Source organism: Reyranella sp. (assembly GCF_965227665.1).
Taxonomy (GTDB): Bacteria; Pseudomonadota; Alphaproteobacteria; order Reyranellales; family Reyranellaceae; genus Reyranella.
The window spans coordinates 2,790,115-2,816,592 of sequence record NZ_OZ245767.1 but is presented as its reverse complement, the minus strand read 5'-3'; the positions used below and the strand labels follow the sequence as shown (position 1 = coordinate 2,816,592).

Here is a 26,478-nt window from a genome sequence, read left to right as displayed (position 1 = left end):
CATGGCGTCCAAGAGCACCTTCACCGTCGGCATCGATGTCGGCGGCACCTTCACCGACCTGCTGGCGATCGATCCGGCCACCAACGAGGTCAAGCTCGCCAAGGTGCCGACCACCGTCGACAACCAGGCGATCGGCTTCATGGCGGCGCTGGCGGCGGCGGGGCTCGATCCGGCGCTGCTGCAGGCCGTGGTGCATGGCACGACCACCACCACCAATGCGGTGCTCGAACGCAAGATCGCCAAGGTCGGGCTCATCACCACCAAGGGCTTCCGCGACGTGCTGGAGCTGGGCCGCCGCACGCGCCCTCAGGCTTACGGCTTGCGCGGCACCTTCACGCCGCTGATCGACCGCGAGGTGCGGCTCGAAGTGCCCGAGCGCATGGACGCCGACGGCAAGGTGCTGACGGCACTCGACGAGGCCGCGGTCGCCGAGGCCGCGAAGGCGCTGCTGGCGGCGGGCTGCGAGGCCGTCGTCATCCATTTCCTGCACAGCTACATCAACCCGGCACACGAGCGCCGCGCCGCCGAGATCGTGCGCGTGCTGTGGCCGAATGCCTATGTCACGGCGGGCCACGCCATCCTGTCGGAGTATCGCGAGTACGAGCGCGGCGTGACGGCGGCGGTGAATGCTTCGGTGCAGCCGGTGCTCGACCGTTACCTGTCGCGCCTGCGCACGGAGCTGAAGGCCAAGGGCTACGACCGCGACCTGCTGGTGATGCAGGGCAACGGTGGCACCATCTCCTCGCAGCTTATCGCCGAGGCGGCGGTGAATACGGTGATGTCCGGCCCGGCCTCGGGCGTGATGGCAGCCGCCTATACCGGCCGGGCCTCGGGCCATCCCAACCTGATCACCTACGACATGGGCGGCACCTCGACCGATGTCGGGCTGATCGAGAATGCCGTACCGCAGGTCTCGGGCGAACTCGAGCTGGAATACGCGATGCCGATCCACGTGCCGATGGTCGACGTGCACACGATCGGTGCCGGCGGTGGCTCCATCGCCTCGGTCGATGCGGCGGGCATGCTGAGGGTCGGACCCGAGAGCGCCGGCGCGCGGCCGGGACCGATCTGCTACGGCCGCGGCGGTTCGGAGCCCACCATCACCGACGCCAATCTGGTGCTGGGCCGGCTCAACCCCGACAAGCTTTTAGGCGTCGATCATCCCGTGACGCTCGATCACGTGCGCGGTCTCGTACTGGAAAAGGTGGGCCAGCGGCTCGGTCTCGATGCCGAGTCAGCGGCGGCAGCCATCCTGCGCATCGCCAACGACCGCATGGCCGGCGCGGTGCGTCTCGTGTCGCTGTCGCGCGGCCACGATCCGCGCGACTTCGCCCTCTTTGCCTTCGGCGGTGCCGGCCCGCTGCACGCGACGGCGCTGGCGCGCGAGCTGGGCATCCCGACCGTGCTGGTGCCGGTGCGACCCGGCATCACCAATGCGCTGGGCTGCGTCGTGGCCGACCTGCGCCACGACTATGTGCGCACCGTGAACAAGCCGCTGTCAGCCGTCGACGACGCGACGGTGGCGCGCATCTATGCCGAGCAGGCGAGCGAAGGCGAGGCCACGATCGCACGCGAGGGCGTGCCGGTGCGCGAGTTGCGCCGCGTGCTCTCGGCCGACATGCAGTTCCAGGGGCAGAGTCACATCTTGTCGGTCGGCGTCGACAGCGCCGACATCGGCGTCGCGGGTCTGCACAAGGCCTTCGCCGCTGCCTACTTCCGCCGCTTCGGCATCGAACTGCCGGAGATCCCGCCGGTGCTCGTCAACCTGCACACCGCCGTCATCGGCGTGCGGCCGGAAATCTCGCTGGCCGCGCTGGCCGCCACCGAGCGCGCAGCGACGCTCGACGCCGCGAGGCTCGGCACGCGCCGCGTCTGGTTCAGCGATGGGTGGCACGAGACGCCGGTCTATGCCCGTGAGAAGCTGCCGCTCGATGCCACGTTGGAGGGCCCGGCAATCCTCGAACAGCTCGATTGCACGACCGTCGTCGAACCGGGCGACACGGTCCGGCAGGACGGGCTCGGCAATCTGTTGATCTCGGTGAGCCGCCAGGACACGATCCAGACCTCGACAAGGTAGGAATATCGATGGCGTTTCGCTTCGTGCATGCGGCCGATATTCATCTGGATTCACCGCTTCGATCGCTGGCGCTCCGCAATCCCGAGCTTGCCGATCTGATCGGAAACGCGACGCGCCAGGCATTCACCGGAATCATCGATCTGTGCCTCGCCGAGGAGGTCGATGCGCTCTTCCTCGCGGGCGATCTCTACGATGGCGATCAGACGTCGATGAAGACGGCGCGCTATTTCGCGAGTCAGCTTCATCGCCTGGACCAGGCGGGTATCCGGGTCTTCATCGTTCGCGGCAATCACGATGCGCTGTCGCGCATCACCAAGGAACTGGTCCTGCCCGAGTCGGTCAAGGTCTTCAGCGGCCGCGCCGAGGCCGTTCCCGTCGAGGGGGCGGCCGGCAATCCTCGCGTGGTGATTCACGGTATGAGTTTCGCGCAGCCTCACGCCCCGGACAGCCTGCTGCCGCGCTACAAGCCGCCCGTCGAGGGGGCGGTGAACGTCGGGATTCTGCACACCAGCTTGGCCGGCGCGCCCGGCCACGATCCCTATGCGCCGTGCAGCGTCGCCGATCTGCGCGCCACGGACTTCCGCTACTGGGCGCTCGGCCATGTTCACAAGCGCTTCGTCGCCGACGGTCCCTGTACCATCGTGATGCCCGGCAATCCCCAGGGCCGCGATATCAACGAGGCCGGCGCCCGGTCCGTCACCCTGGGCACGATCGCCGATGACGGCTCGATCCGCATCGAGGAGCGGTACACGAACGTGGCGCAGTTCGAGAGGACCGTCGTCGACGCGAGCGGGATCGCCGAATGGCGCGACCTGATCGCGGCGGTTGCCAAAGCAATGGAAAAGACCCGGGCGAGTGTCGCGGCGGGTCATCTCGTGGTCCGATTGAAGATCGTCGGAAAGACCCCGCTGGCGTGGCGGATCCGCAGCGATCTCGATCTCCTGAGGGCCGATGTGGAGCACCGCGCCGCCGCGATGGGCGCCTGCAGCGTCGAGAAGCTGGAGATCGAGTGCCAGCCTTCGGGCACGCTCCCGGTATCATCGGGCGACCCGATCGCGGAGTTGCGCCGGTTGATCGAGAGCGAAATCGTCCGCTCCGACGCGTTCCAGCGAGAGGCCCTCGAGATCGGCGAGGAACTGAGAGGGCAACTGCCGCAGGAATGCAGGCATCTCCTCGGTGCCGACGAGGCGGGTCTCAGGGACTTCGTTCTGTCGCTGGCCCAGGACGGCGCCGACGATGTGCTTGCCCGGCTTCAGGCCCAGGCCAAAACCGGAGAGGGCTGATGCGCCTCAGGCGGCTCGACCTCACGCGCTATGGCCGGTTCACCGGGCGCAGCATCGACTTCGGCCCGGCGGAGGAGGGCGCGCCCGATCTCCACATCATCTACGGTCCGAACGAGGCGGGTAAGTCGACGGCTTTGGCGGCGTTCCTGGATTTTCTGTTCGGAATCGAGCAGCGGTCGCGCTTCAACTTCCTTCATCCCTATCCCACGATGCGCATTGGCGCGTCGCTCGAACTTGTGCGCGGCCCCCGGGAACTGGTCAGGGTGAAGCGAGCCCAGAACAGCCTCCTCGACGCCGGCGACCAGCCGGTCCCGGAGGCGCTCATCCAGGCAGAGTTGGGCAACATCGATCGCGACTCCTACCGGACGATGTTCTCGCTCGACGATGACACGCTGGAAAAGGGCGGCGAAAGCATCCTCGCGAGCAAGGGCGATCTCGGCCAGTTGCTGTTTTCGGCCAGCGCCGGCCTGTCCGATCTGGGCCGCAACCTCGAGGAGATCCGCGGCGAAGCCGACAGGTTCTACAAATACCGCGCCCGGAGCGGAGAGCTGGCCGATCTCAAGGCCCGGCTGGCGACGTTGCGGGCCGAACGAGAGAAGATCGACACCTTTGCCGCGCAATATGCCCAGCTGGTCGCGACACGGGACAAGGCCTTCAGCCTATACAACGACGTCCTGGGAGAACGCGCCAGGATCGCGGCCCGGTGCGGCGAGATCGAGCGACTGCTGATCGCCCTTCCGCGCCTTGGCGAGCTGCGTGACATCCGCCAACGTCTCCTGCCGCTCGCCGATCTGCCGGACATCCCGCGCGACTGGGCGGAGCAGCTGCCCGGGATGCAGAAGGATGAGATCGCCCTGGAGACGCGGGCCCAGGCTGTCGAGGACGAAGTCGCGAGGCTGGACGGTGAGCTGGCGGCGATCGTCGTCGATCCGGCCGCGCTCGCCCTGACCGAACGGTTCAGCGGCCTCTCCGATCTCCGGGCCCGATATGTGACGGCGACCAAGGACATCCCGGAGCGTCGGCTGCAGTCGCGGGAGGTCGATCTCGTCATCTCCGGCATCCTCGAACGGATCGAACGCAAGGACGAGCCGGAGCCGGGCAGGCTGCTGCTGGGTGCGTCCATCGCGGCGTCCTTGCGAACGCTGATCGAAAGCTGGTCGGGAATCGAGGCCGCCCTGAAGGCCGCCGAGACCGAACTCGACGCCGCCAGAGACCGCGTGGAGGAAGCACGGGGCCAACTCGAGGAGGCTGGAGGCGCCAGCGAGAGGGAACGCAGCCCGTCGAGCCTTGCCTACACGCTCGGTCCGGTCGTCGCTGCCCTGCGCGCCGACGATCACGTGGCCCGGCGGCGGCTCGCCGACCGCGCGCTTGCCACGCATCGGCAAGTGCTGGACGAGCGACTGCGCGACCTGCACCCCTGGTCGGGTGATGTCGAGCAGCTGGCGGCGTTGATACTGCCGGACGCCAGTACCATCGAGCGGTGGAAGAAGGAGACTGCGGCCGCGCAACGGCAGCTCGACCGGCACGAGGACGATATCGAGCGGCTGACCGCCGAGCGCGACAGGATCAAGGCAGAGCGCGACGCGCTGGGTGTCACCGGCGTCGTCGGCGATCAGGAAGCAAGCGAGGTCCGCATGGCGCGGGAGCGCGCCTGGGCCAGCCATCGACGGACCCTCGACGACGCCTCGGCCGATACGTTCGAGGCGGCCCTGCGTCAGGACGACATCGTGACGACGACCCGGCTCGGACACACGACCGACCTCGTCAAGCTGCAGGAGGTGAGCCGTGCGTTCGTGGTGGCGGAGCAGGCCCTTGGGCGCGCCGTGGGCCTGCGCGATGCGGCGGCGGCGGTCTTGCAGCGTGGGAGCGACGAGATCGCGGCGGCGCTCGCCGATGCGTCCCCGGCGCTGCCGGTCACGATGACCCTGCCGCAGCTCGAGGCCTGGCTGTCGCGGCGCGCCTCGGCCCTGGACGTGCGAGCGAACCTTCTCTCCGCGCAACACGACAGGGAACAGGCGGACTCGGACGCGAGGATGGCGCGCGACAGGCTCACGTCGGCCCTCGTCGCCAGAGGCATCGCGGTCGAAGCGGAGGCAAGCTTCGAGGGGCTTCTGGAAACGGCACAGGGCGCGATCGACCGGGAGGGTGAACTCGAGACCCTGCGGACGGCGCTGGCCGCGCGCCAGCGCGAGCTGTTGCGGCGCGAGCGGGAGGTGGAGAAAGTTGCTGCCTCTAGGAACGAGTGGGCGGATGCCTGGCAGGCTGCATGCAAGCGATGCTGGTTGGGCGATGCCGACCCGATGCCGTCGATGGGTGCGGTCCGCGATATCCTGGCGGCCTTGGTCGAGTTGCGCCCCGCTCTCGAAAAGCGCGCGGGGTTTGCTGACCGGATCGAGAAGATGGAGAACGACCAGACGGCGTTTGCCGTGGAACTCGAGGCCATGGCCGGGGAGCTAGGCGTTGCCTCGGCGGGGCTCGCACCCCTCGATCTTGCCCGCGAAATCCAGCGCCGCGTCGATGCGGCGCGCGCGGCCGAGGCGGAGCGTATCGGCAAGACGCGCGACCTCGATGCGGCGCTGGCAAAGCAACGCACTCTCGCCGAGGACGTCGCCATCCACGCGCGGCTCAAGGCCGAACGGACGGGGTTCTTCGGTGTCCAGTCGCTCGGCGAGGTGGCTGTGAAACTGCAAGCCATCGAAAGAAGGAGCGGTTTGCAGGAACAGTACGATGCGGCGGTCCGCGATATTCTGGCGATGCTGCACGTCTCGACGATCGACGAGGCCGAACGGCTGCTCGACGGCCTGGAGCGAGGCACCCTCGAAGCCGAACTGGCCGCGTTGAAGCCGCGGTCTGCCGATCTGGACCAGCGCAGCCGCGATCTCTTCTCCGAGCACAGCAAAGCCGCGGACGCCGTCGAAGCCGTCGGAGGCGACGACGCGGTTGCCCGGATTGAGGAGCAGCGGCGGACGACGCAGCTCGATGTCGAGGACAAGGCGTTGCATTACCTGCGGCTGAGGCTGGGATCTGCGGCTGCCGAGCACGCCCTGCGGGCCTATCGCGAACAGCACCGCAGCTCGATGATGGCGCGCGCGTCGGATGCGTTCAGGACGATCAGCCGCGGAACCTATGAGGGCCTGGCCACGCAGCCGGACAAGGACGGAGAGACGCTGATCGCCGTTGGCGCGGACGGCCGCTCGAAGATGGCGATGGAGTTGTCGAGAGGCGCCCGCTTCCAGCTCTACCTGGCGCTCCGGGTTGCCGGCTATCACGAGTTTGCCCGGTCACGCCCCTCGGTACCTTTCGTCGCCGACGACATCATGGAGTCGTTCGACGACTTCCGCGCGGAGGAGGCCTTCCGCCTGTTCGCCGACATGGCCGGGGTCGGACAGGTGATCTACCTCACCCATCATCGCCACCTGGCGGAAATCGCCCTGCGCGTCTGTCCGACGGCCCGCCTTCACCAAATGGAAGCGTGATCGCCGAGTCTGGCCGCTTGCTGATTCCCCCTTCCTGCTCAAGAGTGACGCCGCTGAGTTTGGGAGGAAAGAAAAGTGAAAATTACCGACGTCGTCTGCCACATCCTGAGCTGCAAGGTCGACAAGCCGTTCGTCTCGGCGCGCGGCTGGGTCTATGGCACGCGCTCCACCTGCCTGGTCGAGATCTCGACCGATGAGGGCATCACCGGCTGGGGCGAGTGCTACGGTCCGGCGGCCGTTGCCAAGACCTTCGTCGAGACGCAGTACAAGGCGCGCGTGATCGGCCGCGATCCGTTCGACGTCGAGGCGATCTGGGAGGACCTCTACAACAGGATCAAGGACTACGGCACGACCGGCATGGCGATCTCGGCCATTTCCGGCATCGACATCGCGCTGTGGGACATCATGGGCCGCGCCGTGAACAAGCCGGTGCACAAGCTGATCGGCGGCGCCTATCGCACCGAGGTCATTCCCTACGCGACCGGGCTGTACTTCATCGACATGAACCGCCTGATCGACGAAGCGGTCGAGGAAGCGCTGGAGTTCAAGAACGACGGCTTCCAGGCCATCAAGATGAAGATCGGGCTGGGCGACCTGAAGCTCGATGCCAAGCGGGTGACGGCGGTGCGCGAGGCGATCGGCACGGACGTGAAGCTCGCGGTCGACGCCAACCACTGCTTCTCGGTGCCCAACGCCATCAAGCTCGGCCGCATGCTCGAGGATCAGGACATCCTGTGGTTCGAGGAGCCGATCAGCCCCGAGGATCATGACGGCTATATCGAGGTGACGCGCGCGCTCGACATGGCGGTGGCCGGCGGCGAGAACGACTTTACCCGATGGGGCTTCCGCGATGTCATTGCCCGGAAGGCGATGGACATCGTGCAGCCCGACCTCTGTGCCGCCGGCGGCTTCTCGGAATGCCGGAAGATCGCGACGTTGGCCTCGGCCTTCGGCGTCGAATGCGTGCCGCACGCCTGGGGCTCGGCGATCGGGCTGGCCGCCACGGTGCAGTTCCTCGCGGCGCTGCCGGACCAGCCGCCGGCCTTCCGCCCGATGCCGCCGATGCTCGAGTTCGAGCAGACGCCCAACCCGCTGCGCGATCACCTGGCGCAGGAGCCGATCGAGCAGAAGAAGGGCATCGTCAAGGTCCCGACGGGACCCGGCCTCGGTATCGAGATCGATCGCGAGGTCCTGAAGAAATACAAGGTGGGCTGAGCGATGAAAATCGTCGACGTAAAGGCCTATCCGACCAGCTATCGCGTGCCCAAGGAGCTGCAGGTGTCGCTGGGCATCGGCACCATGACCAAGCGCGACTGCGTGATGGTCAAGGTGACGACCGAGGACGGGATCGTGGGCTGGGGCGAGAGCCACCATGCGCGCTCGCCGGGCAGCATCGGCCACCTGATCAACACGACCCTGAAGGGCTTCGTGGTCGGCATGGACGCCACCGACACGGTCGGCATCTGGGCCAAGATCTACAAGTTCCAGCTCGGCAGCCACGGCATGGGCGCGGCCACTGCCATGGCAATGAGCGGCCTCGACCAGGCGCTCTGGGACATCAAGGGCAAGGCCGTGGGCTGGCCGCTCTACAAGCTTTTGGGCGGCTCCAACAGGCCGGTGCCGGCTTATGCCGGCGGCATCTCGCTGGGCTACCAGGCGCCGGAGTCGCTGGCCGACGAGGCCGGACCCATGGTCGAAGCGGGCTACAAGGCGTTGAAGCTCAGGGTCGGCGACAGCGTCAGGAACGACATCGCCCGCATGACGGCGGTGCGCAAGCGCTTCGGCGACGACATGGTCCTGCTGACCGACGCCAACACCGGCTACACGGTCGAGGATGTGCGGCGCGTGATGCCGGCGATGGATGAGCTCGGCATCTCCTGGCTGGAGGAGCCGTTCCCGGCGCACGACCACCGCTCCTATGCGATGGCCAAGGGCTGGGGCGTGACACCGCTGGCGGCCGGCGAGAACCACTACACGCGCTTCGAGTTCCACCGCATCATCGAGGACGGCAACATCACCATCCTGCAGCCGGATCTTTCCAAGAGCGGCGGCATCACCGAAGTGCAGCGCATCGCGGCGGCCGCCTCGATGTGGAAGCTGCCGATCCATCCGCACAGTTCGATGACCGGCCTGAACCACGCCGTGTCGATCCACTTCCTGGCGTCGATCGACAATGGCGGCTACTTCGAGGCCGACCTTTCCGTGGCCAACAAGTTCCGCGACGAGTTGGGCAGCGCGCCCTGGGAGATCGGCAAGGACGGAAACGTCCGCCCGCTCGACAAGCCCGGCATCGGCGTCGAGATCGACGAAGAGTTCCTGATCGCCCACCCTGTCATCGAGGGGCCGGGTTACGTCTGATCGTCAGGCCGCGACCACCAGCGTCGACGCGAGTTGGCGCACCGACTTCACCATTGCCATGGCGACCAGCTTGCCGGTCTTGCGGTTCTCCTCGCTGACGGCCACGTCCTCCCTGAAGGTGAAGCGGCCGAACGCGCCCCTGGCTTCCAGCTCGACGATGTGTGTGGTGATGGTGGGATCGGCCACGATCACGACGCGGGTCTTGTCGAGGCCCAGGCCGGCGATCGCCGCGGCGGCCGAGATGTTCACGTTCTGTGGATAGAGCCTTGCGCCCTCGCGCACCGGCCCGTCGAACACCGTGTGCGGCGCCTTCAGCGCGTCGAGATCGACCAGCGTTTCGGCGATGGTGCCTTTCCAGGCCGACGGGTCCTTGCGCACCGTGACGGTGACGCTCTCCAGCCCGCCGACCGCGGCGCTGCTCAGTATGTCGAGCGCACCGATGCCACCCGAGGGCAGGATGAGCCGTGCACCGTTTGCCTTTGCCGCCGCCAGCAGCCGGTCGAACAGCGCCGTATCTGTGAAGGCCCCGACCGACGTCACCAAGAAGTCCGCGCCGCTCTCGAGCACGCGCTGTCCGTGCATGCGGACCGCCTCGTGCCCGGCGCATTCCGCCACCGCGTCGAAATCATGGGCGAAGAATCGGTCGGGCTCGTGCGTCAGAACACCTTCCTGGCGTGGCCGGCGCACCAGGACGGCGACCAGTTCGATGTTCTCGAGGCCGGCGGCCTCGACATGCTTGCCGATGGCGCCGTAGCCGATCAGGCCCAGTTTCATTGGCCGAGCTTCATGAGAGGCGGGCTTCCACCCAGCGAGCCCAGGAAATCAGCTGGTCGTCGTCGCGCAGCGGCGCGACCAATTGCACAGACAGCGGCAGGCCGAACGGGCCGGCATTGAAGGGCAGGGCAATGCAGGGGGTGCCTAAAAGGGTCCAGAAGCGGTTGAAGATCGGATCGCCGGTGTAGCCGAGACCCGCCGGTGCTTCGCCACGGGCGGCCGGTGCCAGCAGGAAGTCGAAGCGCTCCCATACTTGGGCGAGATCGGCCAGCGCCCGGCGCTTGCGCTTCATGGCGTCGGCGTACTGGGACGAGGTGACGCCGTCGCCCACCTCGAGGCTTGCCGTCAGCCCGGGCGACAGGAGGTGAGGGAAGCGGGCGCGTTCCGGCCCGTAGTGCCGCGTCGCCTCCCTGGTCATCACCCGGTTGTGCGCGGTGATCAGCGGTGCCCAGCTCTCGGGCATGTCCCAGTCGCGCACCTTGGCGCCGCCGGCCCGCAGGGTGCGGGCGGCGAGTTCGATATTCTTCCTGTTGTACGGCTCGGCCTGGTCCCACCACAGGGTGCGGCAGAAGCCGATGCGTGGCGCATGCAGCGGCGGATCGGCCGGGGCATGGCCGTAGGCGGCGCGGATCAGCGCCAGGTCGTTGGCCGTGCGCGTGAAGAAGCCCAGCGTGTCGAGGCTCTTGGCATAGGTCTTGATGCCGGTCGTGTCGGCCCAGCCGAAGGTGCCCTTGTAGGCAACGACGCCGTTGAAGGCGCCGGGACGGATCACCGAGCCCGAGGTCTGCGTGCCGTACCCGATCGGCACCATCGTGTCGGCGACCGAAGCGGCCGAGCCGGAGGAGGAACCGCCCGGCGTGTGGCGCAGGTTGTGCGGATTGTGCGTCTTGCCGGCATGGGCGCCGGCGAATTCCGTCGTCACCGACTTGCCGAGCACGATGGCGCCGGCGTTCACGAGCTGTGTCACGCAGGCGGCGTCGCGGCCCGCGACATGGTCGCGATAGATCGGCGAGCCGCAGGTGGTGGGCATCGTCTTCGTCGAGACGATGTCCTTCACCGCGAGCGGGATGCCGTGCAGCGGTCCCACCGGCCGGGCGCGCCTGTCGAGCAGGTCGGCGCGCTTCCGCGCGCCCTCGGCGTCGAGCGCCTCCCAGGCATGGACCTGGCCTTCGCGCAGCTCGATGCGGTCGAGGCAGGCTTCGACGAGATCGCGCGCCTTCAGGCGCTTCTGCGACATGCGCAGGACCGCCTCGCTCGCCGACAGTCTGTTGGGCGATTTCGCCATTCGCTCGTTCCCCATTTTACAGCTCGTTCCGGGCATGATGACCGAGCGGCCGGCGGATGGGTAGCCCATGCGGGCTCGCAGGCTGGCATGCCGATTGCTGCCGGGAGTCCATATCCCAGGAGGGCTCCATGGACATCGGTGTATTCATTCCGATCGGAAACAATGGCTGGCTGATCTCCAAGACGTCTCCCCAGTACATGCCGAGCTTCGACCTCAACCGGCAGATCGTACAGAAGGCCGAGGGCTACGGGCTCGATTTCGCCCTCTCGATGATCAAGCTGCGCGGCTTCGGCGGTGAGAGCGAGTTCTGGGACCACAACCTCGAATCCTTCACCCTGATGGCGGGCCTCGCCGCAGTCACCGAGCGCATCCGGCTCTATGCCTCGGTGGCGGTGCTCACCATCCCGCCCGCCATCATCGCCCGCATGGCCTCGACCATCGATTCGATCTCGCACGGAAGGTTCGGCGTCAACATCGTGTCGGGCTGGGCCAAGGACGAGTACGAGCAGATGGGCCTGTGGCCCGGCGAGGCCTATTTCGGCTACCGCTACGACTATTCCACCGAGTTCGTGACGGTGATGAAGGAGCTCTGGGAGACCGGCACGTCGGACTTCAAGGGCAAGTACTTCCAGATGTCGGACTGCAAGCTGAGCCCTCGTCCAAAGGAGCCGATCAAGATCGTCAGCGCCGGCCAGAGCCCGCGCGGCATGGAGTTCGGCGCGACCTACTGCAACTACAACTTCACCCTGGGCAAGGGCGTCAACACGCCGACCGCCCATGCGCCGACCAACCAGCTGATGGTCGAGGCGGCCGCGAAGACCGGCCGCGACGTCGGCAACTATGTGCTGATGATGGTGATCGCCGACGAGACCGACGAGAAGGCGATGGCCAAGTGGAAGCTCTACAACGAGGGCGCCGACATGGGCGCGATGGCCTGGATGTCGGGCCAGGCCGACGCCGATCCCAATGCGGCCGAGGGCGGCACCGCCAAGGCGATCTCCGCGCCCGAGGGCGCCATCAACTTCAACATGGGCACGCTGGTTGGCTCCTATGCCAGCGTGGCCAAGATGCTCGACGAATGCGCCACCGTGCCCGGCACTAAGGGCATCATGCTGACCTTCGACGACTTCCTCGTCGGGATGGACCAGTTCGGCAAGCACATCCAGCCGCTGATGAAGTGCCGCAGCGACCGCCTGGTCAAAGCCGCCGCCTGAGGACGGCTTCCCGGCAGACCTGCTACCATGGTCGTCATGACGACCATGGAAAGTCCCGAGCGCTGGCGACATCACGGCCCGATGTCGGCCCCCGGCGCCGGATCATTGACCTTCGACGGATTGCCCATCGATGTCGCGGCGCTCTGCCGGATCGTGCAGGGCGTGCTGATCCATTCCGACTGGCTCACGGCCTACGGCGTGAGCGAGGCCCAGTTCCGCACGGTTTCACGTGAGACCTTGCCGCTGGCCGGCCGGCTCAGGCAGATCGCCGATCTCGATGGATCCGCCCTGACGGTGGAGCGGGCGCCGGACCGGCGCGCGGTCGGCACCTGTCGCGACTACGCGCTGATGCTGTGCGGCATGCTGCGCCAGCAAGGCATGCCGGCCCGCGTGCGCTGCGGCTTCGGGGCCTACTTCACGAGGGCGTGGGAGGATCACTGGATCTGCGAGTACTGGCGCGAGGGGCGCTGGCGCCGTGCGGACGCCCAGCTCGATCGCATCATCGCGCCGAGTCTGGGCATCGGCTTCGATCTCGCGGATCTGCCGGACGACATGTTCATCACCGCCGGTGAAGCGTGGCGGCGTTGTCGTGCGGGCAAGGCCGATCCCATGGGTTTCGGACATGGCGTGCAGGCGAGCGGCCTGTGGTTCGTCCGGGTCAACGTCGTGCGTGACCACCATTCGGTGAACGGGCGCGAGACGTCCGATTGGGATACGTGGCGGCAGGCGACCGCGGCGCGTCACGATCTGTCGGAGTCTGAGCGCGCCACCACCGATGAACTCGCCGCCCATCCGGAGAAGCCCACGGCGGAACCGCTTCCGCCGTGGCTCGGCCGCTGAACTGACCGCGGTCAGTGCTCCGTCTTCGTCGTGGACGAAGTCGGAGCCGTCGCCGGCTTGACGCCCATCCAGCCCTTCACGGTCTCGCGGAAGCGCTGGAAGGCGACGTAGAGGCCCGGGATCACGAAGATGCCGAGGAACGAGGCCGCGATCATGCCGCCGAACACCGCGGTGCCGACGGCGCGCTGGGTAGCGGCGCCGGCGCCTGACGAGATGACCAGCGGCACCAGGCCCAGGATGAAGGCGAACGAGGTCATCATGACGGCGCGGAATCGCAGGCTGGCGGCCGTCGTCGCCGCGGTGACGATGTCGGCACCCTTCTCGCGTTCGGCCATCGCGAACTCGATGATCAGGATGGCGTTCTTGGCGGCGAGCGCGATCAGGACCACGATGCCGATCTGGGCGAAGATGTTGTTGTCGAGGCCGGCGATCAGCAGCGCCGTCACGGCGCCGAACAGGCCCACGATGACCGACAGCAGCGCCGCCACCGGGATCGCCGTGCTCTCGTAGAGGCCGACCAGGAACAGGTAGGCGAAGACGACGGCGAGGCCCAGGATGAAGCCGGTCTGACCGCTGGCCGCCTTTTCCTGCAGCGCCGTGCCCGTCCATTCGAAGCCGTAGCCGGCGGGCAGGGTGCGGGTCGCGAGCTTCTCCATGGCGGCGATGGCGTCGCCCGAGGAGTAGCCCGGCGCGGGCGCGCCGTTCACGACGACCGAACGCAGGTTGTTGTAGCGGACGACCGAGGAGGGCGCGGTGACCATCTCGATGTTCGCCACCGCCTGCAGCGGCACGAGTTCGCCGCTGGCCGCGCGCACGCGCACGCGGAACACGTCGTTCACCTTGCTGCGGTCGGAGGCATCGGCCTGCACCTTCACCTGCCAGGTTCGCCCGAACAGGTTGAAGTCGTTGGTGTAGGCGCCGCCCAGCGACGTCTGCATCGCCGAGAAGATGTCGGCGATCGAGATACCCAGCGCCTGGGCCCGTTCGCGGTCGAGCTTCAGGTTGATCTGCGGCGTCGAGGCGCTGTAGGTCGTGTAGACCCCCGCCAGTTCCGGCACTTCCTGCGCCGAGATCATCACGCCGCGCGCTACGGCCGCGAGATCGGTGGGCGAGGCGCCGGTAAGCGACTGCACCACGAACTCGAAGCCCGACGAGTTGCCCAGGCCCATGATGGGCGGCAGGTTGAAGGCGAAGACGTTGGCGGAGGCGATCTGGCTGAACGCGACGTTGAGGTCCTTCAGCGCCCGGAACACCGAAAGCGAGGCGTCCTTTCTCTGGTCGAACGGCTTCAGCTCGACCACGACCAGCGCCCGGTTGGGCAGCGCCAGGCCGTCGATCAGGCTGTAGCCCGAGACGGTGAACACGCTCTGCTTCCAGGGCTTGTCGGCGATGATCTTCTCGACTTCCGCGACGGCCGCGAGGGTGCGGTTGGTCGAAGCCGCGTCGGGGAGCTGGACTTCGGCCATGAAGGCGCCCTGGTCCTCGTCCGGGAGGAAGCCCGAGGGCACCATCGAGCCGATGCCGCCGGTCGCGGCGGCGAAGCCCACGACCAGCAGGAGGGCCACGATGCCGCGCCGCGCCAGCGGCGTCACCACTTTCGTGTAGCCGTCGCGCGTCCTGTCGATGCGGCCCTGCATCCACCCCATGATGCCGGTCGGCTTCTTGCGGTGCCGCAGGATGAGCGAGCACAGCGCCGGCGACAGCGAGAGCGCGTTGATCGCCGAAATGATCATCGAGACCGACACGGCCACGGCGAACTGGGCGTAGAGCTGGCCCGAGATGCCGGGGATGAACGCGGTCGGGATGAACACCGACAGCAGCACCAGGGTGATCGCGATGATCGGCCCGGTGACCTGGCCCATGGCCTTCTCGGTCGCCTGGGCGACCGTGAGCTCGGGCTCGTGCTCCAATATGTGCTCGACCGCCTCGACCACGACGATGGCGTCGTCGACCACGATGCCGATGGCTAACACCAGCGCCAGCAGCGAGATCGTGTTGGCCGAGTAGCCCAGCGCCAGCATGATGGCGAAGGTGCCGATCAGCGCCACCGGCACCGCGATGATGGGGATCAGCGTGGCGCGCAGGTTGCCGAGGAAGATGAAGACGACGATCGCCACGAGGACGAAGGCCTCGATCAGGGTGTGGATCACGCTCTCGATCGTGGCCTGCACGAAGACCGTCGTGTCGTACATCACGTTGTACGCGACGTCCTCGGGGAAGCGCGGCTCCAGCGCCTTGATCGCGTTGCGCACGCCCTGGGCCGTGGCCAGCGCGTTGGCGCCGGGCAGCTGGTAGATCTGGATGCCGGTCGCGGCCTGGCCATTGTAGCGGCCGAGCTGGTCGCTGGTCTTGGCGCCCAGCTCGACCCGGGCGATGTCCTTGACGCGGACCATCGCGCCGTCGGACTTGGCGCGCACCACGATGTTCTCGAACTCCTCGACCGTGACGAGGCGGCCCTGGGTGGTGATGTTGAACTGGAAGCTGACATCGTCGAGCAGCGGTGCCGCGCCCACCTGGCCGACCGCGGCCTGGACGTTCTGGGCCTGCACCGCCTGCACCACCTCGTTGGGGGTGATGTCGAGGCTCGCCATGCGCTCGAGGTTCAGCCAGATGCGCATGGAATAGTCGAGCGCGCCAAACAGGGTAGCGTCGCCGACGCCCGGCACGCGCCGCAGCGTGTCGAGCAGGGTGATGGTCGTGAAGTTCGACAGGAACAGCGCATCGCGCGAGCCGTTGGGCGAATAGACGGCCACGACCTGCAGCAGCGCCGAAGATTGCTTCTTGGTGGTGACGCCCAGCCGCTGCACCTCGGGGGGCAGCAGGGCCAGCGCCTGGTTGACCCTGTTGGTGACGTTGACGGTGTTGAGGTCGGGGTTGGAGCCGACCTCGAAGCTGACGGTGAGCTGGTAGCTGCCGTCGCCGCCCGACGTCGACTTCATGTAGATCATGCGCTCGACGCCGTTGACCTGCGCCTCGATGACCTGCGCCACGCTTTCCTCGACCGCCTGGGCCGACGCGCCAGGATAGGTCGCTGTCACACGCACCTGCGGCGGCACGATGTCGGGGAACTGCGCCACCGGCATCGCCATCATGGCGATGATGCCGGCGATGGTGATGACGGTCGAGATGACGAACGCCAGCCGCGGCCGGCGGATGAACAGCGACGAGATCGTCATGGCTTACTGCTTCTGCGTCGAGGCAGAGGGGGGCGCCACGCTGGGATTGACCGTCATGCCCGGTCGCACGCGCTGCTGACCCTGGACGATCACCCGTTCGCCTTCCTTGAGGCCCGAGGTGATGGCGACCATTCCGTCGCGGGACACGCCCGTGCGCACGCGCTTCTGTTCGACCACGTTCTTGTCGTTGACGACGAACAGGTAGGCGCCGGTCTGGTCCTGGGCGATGGCCGCCTGCGGCACCGCCACCGAGGTCGGCACCTGCTCGCCCTCGATGATGACCCGCAGCGTCTGGCCGTCGGTCAGCATGCCTTCAGGGTTGGGGAAGGTGGCGCGAACGATCTGGCCGTCGGTCTTGGCGTCCACCGTGTTGTCGATGAAGTCGATCTTGCCCTTTTCCTTGTAGATCGAGCCGTCGGCCAGCCGGACGCGCACGACGATGCCGTTCGGGTCGGTCGCCTGGTCCCGCCGCGCGTCGAGCAGCTCGCGCTGCGTCACGGGGAAGAGCACGCGGATCGGGTTCTCGCTGACAACCGTCGCCAGCACGCCCGATTCGGGGCTGACGAGATTGCCCGGCGAGAAGGCGGCGCGACCGATGCGGCCGTCGATCGGCGACTTGATGTCGGTGTAGGAAAGCTGGAGCGCGGCATCGCGGAGCTGGGCGTTGGCGTCCTCGACCTGGGCCTTGGCCTGCAGCTGCTCGGAGAGCCGCTGGTCGTAGGTGACCTGGGTTCCGGTGTTGGTGCGCAGCAGTTCGGCGGCGCGCTTCAACTGAAGCTCGGCATTCGCCAGCGCGGCCCGCGCGGCGTCGAGCTGGGCCTTCTTCTGGTCAACCGCCGCCTGATAGGTCTCGGGCTCGATGGTGAACACGACCTGGTCCTTCTTGACCTGATCGCCGTCTGCGAATTTGCGCGGGCCGAGGAAGCCCTTCACCCGCGCCCGCAGCTCGACCTTGTCGACGGCGGCGGCGCGGCCGATGAATTCGGACTGATCGGCGATCGGCTTCAGTTCGGCAGCCTGGACGAGCACGGCGGGGGGCGGGGCGCCCGGCTGCTGGCCCCATGCCGGCGCCAAGCTCCAGGCAGCGCAAAACGCCGCAGCGACGAGCATCGAAGCCGTCGAACGTCGGTCTTTCATCCTGAAGTCCCCGCTCAAAAGTATCGCAGGAACAGTGCCTTAATTCGCCCAAATGGTCACGGCAATTCAGGGCGGGATGGGCTTGCAACACAGCGCGTGATCGGGGAGGAGTCGGGAATGGCAGCATGGCGGTGGTTGGCAATCGTTTTCGCGGCGGCATGCGCCGTCGCGTCCTTCAATGCTGCCGCACAGACGCCATCGCAGACTCCTGCTCCTCCAGCCGGTAGTCCTGCCCAGCGCAGTTCCTTCACCAACCCCGCCGAGTACGACAGCTATATGGCGGCGCTGAACACCAAGGATCCGGCGCGGCGGGCGCAGGCGATGGAGGTGTTCATTGCCTGGTACCCGGGCAGCGTCCTGCGGCTCGACGCCCATGAGCAGGCGATCTCGGCCTGGCAGGCGGCCAACCAGCCGGGCAAGGCCGACGTGCTGGTCGCGCGCCTGCTGCAGGTCGATCCCGACAATGTGCGCGCGCTGGCCAACCGCGCCTATGTCGGGCGTCTCAAGGCCGCGGGTGGTGACACGTCGGCGCTGGCGGCCGCCGTTGCCGCGTCGGAACGCGGCCTCGCGGTGATGCCCAAGTGGCAGAAGCCGGCGCTGCTCGACGATGCCGGCTTCGCGCTGGTGAAGGAGCAGATGGCCGGCGTGTTCAACGGCGTGCTGGGCTTCGCGGCACTGCAGGCCAAGGACTACGACAAGGCGCGCGAATATTACCGGCTGGCCGTGGCGGCCGACCCGACCAACCTGCAGGACGTCTATCAATATGCGGTGGCCCAGCTCGAGGGATCGCCGGTCGATGCGCTGGGCTTCTGGTACGGCGCCCGCTCGATCGCCATTGCGAAGGCGGCCAAGAACGACTCCGCTGCGCAGGACATCGATCGCTACGTCCGCTCGCGCTACAGCGTCTATCGCGGCAGCGAGGAGGGCTGGGATGCGGTCGTCTCGCGCGTCGCCAACGAGACGGCGCCGCCCGCCAACTTCAAGAAGTCGATTCCCCGGGCCATGACGCCGCCGGATCGGGCGCTGGAGATCCTCGAGGACAACGAGCCGGCCAAGCTGACGCCCGCACAATGGGTCCTGGTGCTGCGCCATCGCGACGTCAGCCCGGCCAACAAGCGCGCGGCGGAGGCGGTTTGGAAGGCGATCGGCGACCGGCAGCAGGGCGGCCAGCGGCTGAAGCTGCCGCTGAAGGTCGTCAGCGCCACGCCGGAGCGCATCGAAGGCGCGATCACCGACGAGGCCCAGGCGGGCAACGTCGTCGAGCTCGAGGTGACGATGATGCGGCCGCTCAGTCCCCTGCCGGCGGTGGGGTCAAACATCTTCATGTTCGGCACGCTGAGCGAGTACCGGCCCCAGCCGTTCCTGTTCCGCCTGACCCGCGCCGAGCTCGCGCCCGAATCCCTGCCGGTGGCCGGCGGTCCTTGCGCCGATCCGCGGCCGAAGATGTGTACCAAGGACTATCGTCCCGCCTGCGGCCAGCTGCGCGACGGGACGCGCAAGACCTACGGCAATGCCTGTACCGCCTGCAGCGATCCGCAGGTCGTGACCCAAGGCGCCGGCGCCTGTCCTTGAGGCTGGCCAGGGGTTGAACAGCTCTTCCCCTTTGCGGGCTCCGCAAAGGGGAAGTGCCCTCGTCTAACGAGGGCGATGGGGTCATGAGAGAACGCTCTTTCTTCGGCGCTCCCGGACATCGCAAGCGATGTCCCGACGCTTGCTGGCCGAGCTTTGCTCGGCCTAATGCGCCATCAATAGAGGCACGCGGCAGGACGAGATCACCTTGCCGGTGGCGCCGCCCAGGCCGAGGAAGCTCATGACCTGGCCGCGGCCATAGGCGCCCATCACCAGCAGGTCGGAGCCCTTGCCGTGCGTGTAATCGAGCAGGGCGCGACCGCGGGCGCGGCCCGATACGGCGCCGGGATCGATCGCGTCGATGGTGGTCTTGATGCCGTGCCGGCCGAGATTGCGCGCGAGATAGGACGCGCCGACATCGTCGGCCTTCGAGCCGACGACCAGCAGCGTGACGCTGTTGGCCTTCGCCAGGAACGGCAGGGCGTATTCGACGGCGCGCGCCGCCTGGAAGCTGCCGTTCCACGCCACGATGATCGACCCGAACCCGCCGGTGCCCGCATTCGGCGGCGCGATCATGACGGGACGCGCGCATTCGTGGATGGCGGCCTCGACGGTGGCCGGGGCCACGTTCTCGGGATCTGAACCGGGGCGGCCGAGCACCAGCAGATCCGAGCAGCGGCCCATCGCGACCAGCGTGTCGAGCGTCGCGGTCTCCGCGGCGGTGTAGGTCGAGCCGGCATTCGCGCCGAGCACTTCCTTGTAGGCGCGGTCCGACTCCTTGGCCCGCTCCTCGAGGCGCTCGTCGTCGAGGTTCATGATCAGCGGCATCGCCTCGCCGCTCATGGCGAGCCCGCCGATGGCGCCGCCGGCCGGGCCGACCGGCAGATGCAGCGCATCCACGGAGGCGTCGAAAACGGCAGCGACCCGGGCGGCCAGCCGGAAGGACATCGCGGCATCGGGACCGCCTTCGGACACGGCCAGAATCGACTTCAACATGGATTACTCCCCCAAGGATTCTTCAAGACGCGCGATTAAGAAGCGGCCGCCCGTCCGGTGCAAGCCAAGTCTTTCGGTCGGCGGCTCAGCGTCGCGCCGCCTGCGCGAGGCCCGTCATAAGCTCTGCGACGCCGCTCAAGTCCAGGCCCGCCCCGCGCGCGCCTTGCAGCACCTCCTCGATCGAACGGCCATTGGCCAGCGACGCGGCACCCCAGAGCAATGCCGAACGCATGCCGCTCTTGCAGAAGGCGACGACTCGTCCGTCGCCCGAGGCGAGCAGGTCGGCCAGAGCACGCACCTGATCGGGCGTCGCCCGCGGACCGGAGAAGGGCAGGTCGAGGAATTGCAGTCCGGCTGCTTCGGCGGCCGCGCGCAGGTCGGCCGTCTTCGGCTGGCCGAAGAAGGCTTCCCCGTCCGGCCGGTTGTTCACGACGGCGGTGAAGCCTGCCGCGGCCACTTCCTTCATGTCGCTCGGATCGAGCTGACCGGAGACGGAGACTCGATCGTCGACCGGCAACAGGGAAAGGCTCATGTCGACAACTCCCGTTTGCGGATCCAGTGGATGAAGGGAAGGGCCAGCAGCACCATCCAGAGCTTGCCCAGGATCTGGCCCGCCAGATAGTCGAGGCTGCCGAAGGCCAGCCACAGGAAGAGGACGCTGTCGGCGATCAGGCCCACCACGCTGCTGGCCAGCACGGCCAGCACGAGCCCGCGCGACTGCAGCGGCGTGTAGACGGCGAAGTCGGCCAGTTCGGAGAGAAGGAAAGCCGTCGCCGAGGCGACCAGCAGCTGCGGCGGTGCGACCGCCCCCGAGAGGGCGGCGCCCGCCACGATGGCGCCGACGGCGACGCCGCGGCCCAGCCGTCGCTGCACCAGGTCGCGCAAGACCAGCGCCAGTCCGATCATCAGGACGCCCGAGGGCGCCATCAGGGGCTTGCCGCCCGGACCCCAGGGCCAGACCGGCACGAGGCACGGCCCCTGCGGCACGCACACCGCGCCGACATTCCCGATCATCCAGTTGGCGAGCGGGATGCAGGCGATGAAGGCCAGGAAATAAACCAGGCCCACGAGTCTGGCCCGCCGCGAAGAAATCATGCCGGCGCTCCTAGCAGGTCCGTCGCGGCGCTGGAACCCCGAGGAACCCGCGCGCAATGGTTGCGTTAGATCGCACACAATCCAGGAGACACTTCATGCAGCCCATCGCCCGCCGTTCGGTCCTGTTCGGCGTTGCCGCCCTGTCGGCCCTTCCCGCCACCGCCGCTTTCGCCGTCAACGCGCTGCCGGACGCCCGCTTCGTGGGCTTTGCCCAGGAGTTCAACGACTTCGAGATCGCCTCGGGCCGGCTTGCGATCGCCAAGTCGACGAATGAGAACGTGCGCGGCTTTGCGGCCCGCATGGTGGCCGACCAGACCGAGGCCGCCCAGTACCTGAGCAAGGCGCGGCAGGAAGCGGGCGTCTCCTACGCGCCCGATCCGGCCAACGCGCCGGGCTGGACCGCGACCCTGCAGCGGCTGAACGTGCTGCAGGGTGTCGAGTTCGACACCGCCTATGCCAATGCCCAGCTCGCTGCGCATACGGATGCGAATGCCCAGTACGGCGCCTATTCGCAGGACGGCGGCAACGGCGCGCTGCGCCGCTTCGCCCAGGGCCAGCTTCCCAAGATCCAGCAGAACCTGACCGGCGCCCGCCAGCTCGCCGGCGGCCGCTAAGTCGCTACAGCGAGGACCTGCCCTCGCGCCACGCGACGAAGCCCCGCTTGCGCAAGGCGCAGGCGGGGCACTCGCCGCATCCATACCCCCATTCGTGCCGTGCGCCGCGGACGCTGTCGTAGCAGGTATGCGTGTGTTCGAGGATCAGCTCGACCAGCGTGGAGCCTCCGAGTTCATTGGACAGCCCCCAGGTCTCAGCCTTGTCGAGCCACATCAGCGGCGTGTGGAGGACGAAGGCCCGATCCATGCCGAGATTGAGCGTCACCTGCAGCGCCTTGATCGTGTTGTCGCGACAGTCGGGATAGCCCGAGAAGTCGGTCTCGCACATGCCGCCCACCAGGTTGCGGATGTTGCGCCGCCAGGCCACTGCGGCGGCGAAAGTGAAGAACAGGAGATTGCGGCCGGGCACGAAACTGTTGGGCAGCCCGTCCTTCTCCATCGCGAAGGCGACGTCGCGGGTCAGCGACGTGTCACTGATTTGTCCCAGCACGCCCATGTCGATGAAATGGTCCTCGCCCAGCCGCTCCGCCCAGTGCGGGAAACGCTGCCGGATCTGATCCAGTACGGTAAGCCTTTGGTCCAGCTCGATCCGGTGGCGCTGGCGGTAGTCGAAAGCGACCGTCTCGACATGCGTAAATCGCTCTAGCGCCCAGGCCAGACACGTGGTGGAGTCCTGTCCACCGGAGAAGAGGACGAGGGCAGATCGGGCATCGTTCATGAGGGGCTTTATCGCCCGCCACCTCCCTCCGCGCTACAGCGTTGGCGTTCGGCAGACCCATCCACCACGGAAGGAGGAACTCATGTTCGTCTCCGATATCCTGTCGCGTAAGGGCGGTCTCGTTCACACGGTCACACCGGGCACGTCGGTCGGCCAGATTTCCCAGCACCTCAGCACGCGTCACATCGGTTCTGTGCTGATCCTGGATGGCGACGATTCGGTCGCCGGCATCGTCTCGGAGCGCGATCTCGTGCGCGCCTTCGCCACGCATGGTGCGGCGGCTCTCGATCTCGAGGCCCGCCAGGTCATGACCCGCGATGTCGTGACCTGCGATCCCGACGATTCGATCGAGCATGTCATGCAGCTGATGACCCGCGGTCGCTTCCGTCACCTGCCGGTCGTTCGCCACGGCGAACTGCTCGGCCTCGTCTCCATCGGCGACGTCGTGAAGACGCGTCTCGAAGAGGCGCATCACGAGACCGAGGCGCTGCGCGCCTACATCGTTGCCGGCTGACGGCAACGCTTAAGTTCGCAGTCGATCTCCGCTAGGGTCCCCGCGGACCCTGGGCGGAGAAGGCATGTCATTACCCCTGCAAGGCAAGGTCGCGCTGGTAACGGGCGCGGGCAAGAATATCGGCCGCACGATCGCGCTGACCCTGGCGCGCGACGGCGCTGCCCTCGTGGTCAACGGGCGCTCGGACAAGGCGGCGGTCGATGCCGTCGTCGCCGAGATCGAGGCGGCGGGCGGCAGGGCGACGGCCGCCATGGGCGATGTGTCCGATCCGGCCGTTCCGCCGCGTCTCGCGGCCGAGGCGGCTGCGAAGTTCGGCGGCGTCGACATTCTCGTCAGCAACGCCGGCCTGCGGCGTCAGACCTCCTTCCTCGACATGGCGTTCGAGGAATGGCGGGAGATCATGTCGGTCGCGCTCGACGGCGCGTTCCTGCTCGGCAAGGCGATCGTGCCGCAGATGGTGGCGCGCGGCGGCGGCGCCTTCGTGGCGCTGTCCGGCATTTCCACCCATGTCGGCACGCCCAACCGCTGTCACGTCTCGGCCTCGAAGTCGGGCCTCGAAGGGCTGATGCGGGCGCTCGCGGTCGAGCTGGCGCCTCACAAGATTACGTGTAACGCGCTGGCGCCGGGCGCGATCGACACGACGCGCGGGGCCGCCGCGGGCGCGCGTCCGGCGGTGAACCGGCCGATTCCGCTGAAGCGCTTCGGCACGGTGGAGGAGATCGCCGCCATGGTGCGGTTGCTGGTCGGGCCGGAAGGCACCTTCATCACCGGCCAGACGATCCATGTGAACGGCGGCGAGTTCCTGACATGAGAAATCTGATCACCGATGTGCCGGGCGTCCTGGTCGGGAACGCGCAGGACATGCGCGCCGCCACCGGCGCCACGGTCGCGATCTTCGAACAGGGCGCCGTCGCCAGCATCTCGACCCTGGGCGGTGCACCGGGCGACCGGATGGGCACGTCGCTCGAGCCCGAGATGGTGGGCGAAATGATCGACGCCGTGGTTTTGTCGGGCGGCTCGGTCTATGGCCTCGACGCTGCCGGCGGCGCCTCGGCGGTACTCTGCCAGCGCGGGCAGGGCCGGACCTTCGGCGGGCTGGCCATTCCCGTTGCGGTGCAGGCCATCCTGTTCGACCTGATCAATGGTGGCGAAAAGGACTGGATGCGCGAGCCGGTAAAGCACGAGCCGCCCTATTGGGATCTGGGCCGCGATGCCGCGCTGGTGGCGGCGCATGACTTCGCGCTGGGCACGGCGGGGGCCGGCGTGGGCGCCACGACGGCGGGACTGAAGGGCGGCCTGGGTTCGACCAGTGCGAAGACGAGCCAGGGGTTCACCGTCGGCGCACTCGTTGCGGTCAATGCGGTGGGTTCGGCCACGATCGGCAGCGGCCCGCATTTCTGGGCGGGCGCCTACGAGCAGGGCAAGGAGTTCGGCGGCCTCGGCTGGCCGGCGCCGCTGCCCGCGGATGCGCTGAAGCTTCGCTTCAAGGGACAGCCCTTGCCCGTCACGGCGACCACCATCGCGCTGGTGGCAACGGATGCAACGCTGACGAAGGCGGAGTGCAAGCGGCTCGCCATCATGGCCAACGATGGCCTGTCCAAGTCGCTGCGTCCGGTGCATGCGCCGAACGACGGAGATACGGTGTTCGCGGCGGCGACGGGGCGCGCGGGCCGGGGCGGCGCCCCGCCGGTGCTGACGGAGCTCGGCACGGTGGCGGCCGATTGCCTGGCGCGGGCGGTGGCGCGTGGCGTCTACGAGGCGACGGCGCTGCCTTTCGCGAATGCCGTGCCCGACTGGAAGACGAAGTTCGGAGGGCGTCAGCCATGAGCTATCTGGTCGTTTTCGTGGGCGCCGGCATCGGCGGCGCCGCCCGACACGGAATGAACATCTGGGTGGCACGCCTTCTGGGCTCGCACTTTCCCTGGCACACGCTGGTGATCAACATCCTGGGCTCGATCGTGATGGGGCTGATCACCGGCTGGTTCGCCGAACGGATCGGTGCGGCCGGTCATCTTCGCCTGTTCCTGGCGACGGGCGTGATGGGCGGCTTCACGACCTTCTCCGCCTTCTCGCTCGACGCCGTTCTCCTTTGGGAGCGGCATGAATACCTGATGGCGGGCCTCTATGTCGGCGGTTCGGTCGCCGGCGCCATCGCGGGCCTCGCCGCCGCGCTCTGGATCATGGGCAAGGCGCTGGCGTGAGCCAGTCGCAGGCTTTCGACGTCGTCGTCCTGGGCGGCGGCGCCGCAGGGCTGATGTGTGCCATGCGGGCGGGGCAGCGCGGCCGCCGGGTGCTGGTGCTCGACCATGCCGAGAAGGTCGGCAAGAAGATCCTGATCTCGGGCGGCGGGCGCTGCAATTTCACCAATCGCGACGCCCGGCCCGAGGCCTTCCTCTCGGCCAATCCGCATTTCTGCAAATCGGCGCTGGCACGCTACACGCAGCACGACTTCATCGATCTGGTGAACAAGCACCGTATCGCGTGGCATGAGAAGACGCTGGGCCAGCTGTTCTGCGACGGCTCGGCCCGCCAGATCGTGGCGATGCTTCTGGACGAATGCGCGGCGGTGGGCGTCGACGTGCGGGTGGCGCACAAGATCACGCGCGTAGAGAAGTCCGACCGGTTCACGGTGATGACGGACCACGGCGACTTCTCCGCGGCCTCCGTCGTGCTGGCGACCGGCGGGCTCTCGATCCCGAAGATGGGCGCGACCGGCTTCGCGCACGAGGTGGCGCGCCACTTCAAGCTGCGCATCACCGACACGCGGCCGGGCCTCGTGCCCTTCACGGCGCGCGTGCCGGACATCGCCGGCGTGGCGCTCGACGTGGTGGCGAGCGTCGGCCGCACGCGCTTCCGCGAGGCCATGCTGTTCACTCATCGCGGCCTCTCGGGGCCGGCGATCCTGCAGATTTCCTCCTACTGGCAGCCGCGCCAGGAGATCACGGTCGACCTGCTGCCCGACAGTGACGCGGCCACCTTCCTCAAGGGCCGCAAGCGGCTCAGGCCCAAGGCCGAGCTGCGCAACATCGTGGGCGACCTGATGCCCGATCGCCTCGCGCAGGCGCTGGCGCCGGAAGGCGTGATCGGCGAGCGCCGTGACAAGGATCTCGAAACCCTGGCGGCCGAACTGAAGGCCTGGCACGTGACGCCCACCGGCACCGAGGGCTACGCCAAGGCCGAGGTGACCGTGGGCGGCATCGACACCAACGAGCTTTCTTCGAGGACGATGGAAGCGAAGAAGGTGCCGGGCCTGTTCGCGATCGGCGAGGCGGTCGACGTCACCGGCTGGCTCGGTGGCTACAATTTCCAGTGGGCCTGGTCCTCGGGCTGGGTCGCAGGCGAGGCAGCCTGA

Annotated in this window: 22 protein-coding genes; 14 read left to right on the top strand and 8 right to left on the bottom strand. The window is 67.7% G+C overall.

Annotation, left to right across the window (positions count from 1 at the left end; translation table 11 throughout):
* Position 1: 1 nt before the first annotated feature.
* The 5 genes from ACO07I_RS13565 (at position 2) to ACO07I_RS13545 (ending at position 9,194) form a co-directional block, all read left to right on the top strand.
* Positions 2-2,077, top strand: coding sequence for a hydantoinase/oxoprolinase family protein (locus tag ACO07I_RS13565; RefSeq protein WP_422018153.1), 2,076 nt, complete (start codon positions 2-4; stop codon positions 2,075-2,077).
* An 8-nt stretch (positions 2,078-2,085) separates the two neighbouring features.
* The gene (locus ACO07I_RS13560; RefSeq protein WP_422018249.1) at positions 2,086-3,360 is read left to right on the top strand and encodes a metallophosphoesterase family protein; all 1,275 of its coding nucleotides are present in this window, start codon (positions 2,086-2,088) and stop codon (positions 3,358-3,360) included.
* On the top strand, positions 3,360-6,836 hold the full coding sequence (locus ACO07I_RS13555; RefSeq protein WP_422018151.1) for an AAA family ATPase: 3,477 nt from the start codon (positions 3,360-3,362) through the stop codon (positions 6,834-6,836). Before ACO07I_RS13560 ends, ACO07I_RS13555 begins: the two co-directional genes overlap by 1 nt.
* Before the next feature lie 75 nt (positions 6,837-6,911).
* The gene (locus tag ACO07I_RS13550) at positions 6,912-8,051 is read left to right on the top strand and encodes a mandelate racemase/muconate lactonizing enzyme family protein (RefSeq protein ID WP_422018149.1); all 1,140 of its coding nucleotides are present in this window, start codon (positions 6,912-6,914) and stop codon (positions 8,049-8,051) included.
* Between the two features lie 3 nt (positions 8,052-8,054).
* Complete coding sequence (locus tag ACO07I_RS13545) at positions 8,055-9,194, top strand: mandelate racemase/muconate lactonizing enzyme family protein (protein WP_422018147.1); 1,140 nt, start codon at positions 8,055-8,057, stop codon at positions 9,192-9,194.
* Positions 9,195-9,197: 3 nt separating this feature from the next.
* On the opposite strand, the gene ACO07I_RS13540 is transcribed toward ACO07I_RS13545, so the two are convergent.
* Together ACO07I_RS13540 and ACO07I_RS13535 are read right to left on the bottom strand one after the other, a co-directional pair.
* Entirely contained in the window at positions 9,198-9,968 is a 771-nt protein-coding gene (locus tag ACO07I_RS13540) for an aspartate dehydrogenase (protein ID WP_422018145.1), read from the bottom strand.
* Between the two features lie 10 nt (positions 9,969-9,978).
* Positions 9,979-11,253, bottom strand: coding sequence for an amidase (locus tag ACO07I_RS13535; protein WP_422018143.1), 1,275 nt, complete (start codon positions 11,251-11,253; stop codon positions 9,979-9,981).
* A 128-nt stretch (positions 11,254-11,381) separates the two neighbouring features.
* Between ACO07I_RS13535 and rutA the strand changes: the two genes are divergently transcribed.
* Together rutA and ACO07I_RS13525 are read left to right on the top strand one after the other, a co-directional pair.
* On the top strand, positions 11,382-12,467 hold the full coding sequence (gene rutA / locus ACO07I_RS13530; RefSeq protein WP_422018141.1) for a pyrimidine utilization protein A: 1,086 nt from the start codon (positions 11,382-11,384) through the stop codon (positions 12,465-12,467).
* A 27-nt stretch (positions 12,468-12,494) separates the two neighbouring features.
* Complete coding sequence (locus ACO07I_RS13525) at positions 12,495-13,307, top strand: transglutaminase domain-containing protein (RefSeq protein WP_422018139.1); 813 nt, start codon at positions 12,495-12,497, stop codon at positions 13,305-13,307.
* 11 nt (positions 13,308-13,318) lie between these two features.
* Here ACO07I_RS13525 and ACO07I_RS13520 read toward each other — a convergent pair whose 3' ends face one another.
* Positions 13,319-16,483, bottom strand: a complete 3,165-nt coding sequence (locus ACO07I_RS13520) for an efflux RND transporter permease subunit (protein WP_422018137.1) — start codon at positions 16,481-16,483, stop codon at positions 13,319-13,321.
* Positions 16,484-16,486: 3 nt separating this feature from the next.
* Positions 16,487-17,620, bottom strand: coding sequence for an efflux RND transporter periplasmic adaptor subunit (locus ACO07I_RS13515; RefSeq protein WP_422018135.1), 1,134 nt, complete (start codon positions 17,618-17,620; stop codon positions 16,487-16,489).
* A 117-nt stretch (positions 17,621-17,737) separates the two neighbouring features.
* On the opposite strand from ACO07I_RS13515, the gene ACO07I_RS13510 reads away from it, so the two are divergent.
* Entirely contained in the window at positions 17,738-19,192 is a 1,455-nt protein-coding gene (locus tag ACO07I_RS13510) for a hypothetical protein (protein ID WP_422018133.1), read from the top strand.
* A gap of 162 nt (positions 19,193-19,354) precedes the next feature.
* Here ACO07I_RS13510 and ACO07I_RS13505 read toward each other — a convergent pair whose 3' ends face one another.
* The 3 genes from ACO07I_RS13505 to ACO07I_RS13495 form a co-directional block, all read right to left on the bottom strand.
* Entirely contained in the window at positions 19,355-20,185 is an 831-nt protein-coding gene (locus ACO07I_RS13505; RefSeq protein ID WP_422018131.1) for a universal stress protein, read from the bottom strand.
* An 85-nt stretch (positions 20,186-20,270) separates the two neighbouring features.
* On the bottom strand, positions 20,271-20,717 hold the full coding sequence (locus ACO07I_RS13500; protein ID WP_422018129.1) for a TIGR01244 family sulfur transferase: 447 nt from the start codon (positions 20,715-20,717) through the stop codon (positions 20,271-20,273).
* Positions 20,714-21,280, bottom strand: a complete 567-nt coding sequence (locus ACO07I_RS13495; protein WP_422018127.1) for a VUT family protein — start codon at positions 21,278-21,280, stop codon at positions 20,714-20,716. Before ACO07I_RS13495 ends, ACO07I_RS13500 begins: the two co-directional genes overlap by 4 nt.
* Positions 21,281-21,375: 95 nt before the next feature.
* Between ACO07I_RS13495 and ACO07I_RS13490 the strand changes: the two genes are divergently transcribed.
* Positions 21,376-21,894, top strand: coding sequence for a DUF4142 domain-containing protein (locus ACO07I_RS13490; RefSeq protein WP_422018125.1), 519 nt, complete (start codon positions 21,376-21,378; stop codon positions 21,892-21,894).
* A gap of 4 nt (positions 21,895-21,898) precedes the next feature.
* On the opposite strand, the gene queC is transcribed toward ACO07I_RS13490, so the two are convergent.
* Positions 21,899-22,612: a 7-cyano-7-deazaguanine synthase QueC gene (gene queC, locus ACO07I_RS13485; protein ID WP_422018123.1), complete on the bottom strand. Its 714-nt coding sequence runs from the start codon at positions 22,610-22,612 to the stop codon at positions 21,899-21,901.
* 82 nt (positions 22,613-22,694) lie between these two features.
* Here queC and ACO07I_RS13480 point away from each other — a divergent pair, with 82 nt between their 5' ends.
* The 5 genes from ACO07I_RS13480 to ACO07I_RS13460 all read left to right on the top strand — a co-directional run bounded on the left by ACO07I_RS13480 (position 22,695) and on the right by ACO07I_RS13460 (position 26,478).
* Complete coding sequence (locus ACO07I_RS13480; protein WP_422018121.1) at positions 22,695-23,126, top strand: CBS domain-containing protein; 432 nt, start codon at positions 22,695-22,697, stop codon at positions 23,124-23,126.
* Between the two features lie 64 nt (positions 23,127-23,190).
* Positions 23,191-23,937 (top strand): SDR family NAD(P)-dependent oxidoreductase, encoded by a 747-nt coding sequence (locus ACO07I_RS13475; RefSeq protein WP_422018119.1) that lies wholly within the window; start codon positions 23,191-23,193, stop codon positions 23,935-23,937.
* Positions 23,934-24,953 carry a P1 family peptidase gene (locus ACO07I_RS13470; protein WP_422018117.1) on the top strand — a complete coding sequence of 340 codons (1,020 nt, stop codon included), beginning with the start codon at positions 23,934-23,936 and terminating at the stop codon, positions 24,951-24,953. Before ACO07I_RS13475 ends, ACO07I_RS13470 begins: the two co-directional genes overlap by 4 nt.
* Positions 24,950-25,327: a fluoride efflux transporter CrcB gene (gene crcB / locus ACO07I_RS13465; RefSeq protein ID WP_298311291.1), complete on the top strand. Its 378-nt coding sequence runs from the start codon at positions 24,950-24,952 to the stop codon at positions 25,325-25,327. Before ACO07I_RS13470 ends, crcB begins: the two co-directional genes overlap by 4 nt.
* A complete protein-coding gene (locus ACO07I_RS13460) occupies positions 25,324-26,478 on the top strand; it encodes an NAD(P)/FAD-dependent oxidoreductase (RefSeq protein ID WP_422018114.1) in 1,155 nt (384 codons plus the stop codon). Before crcB ends, ACO07I_RS13460 begins: the two co-directional genes overlap by 4 nt.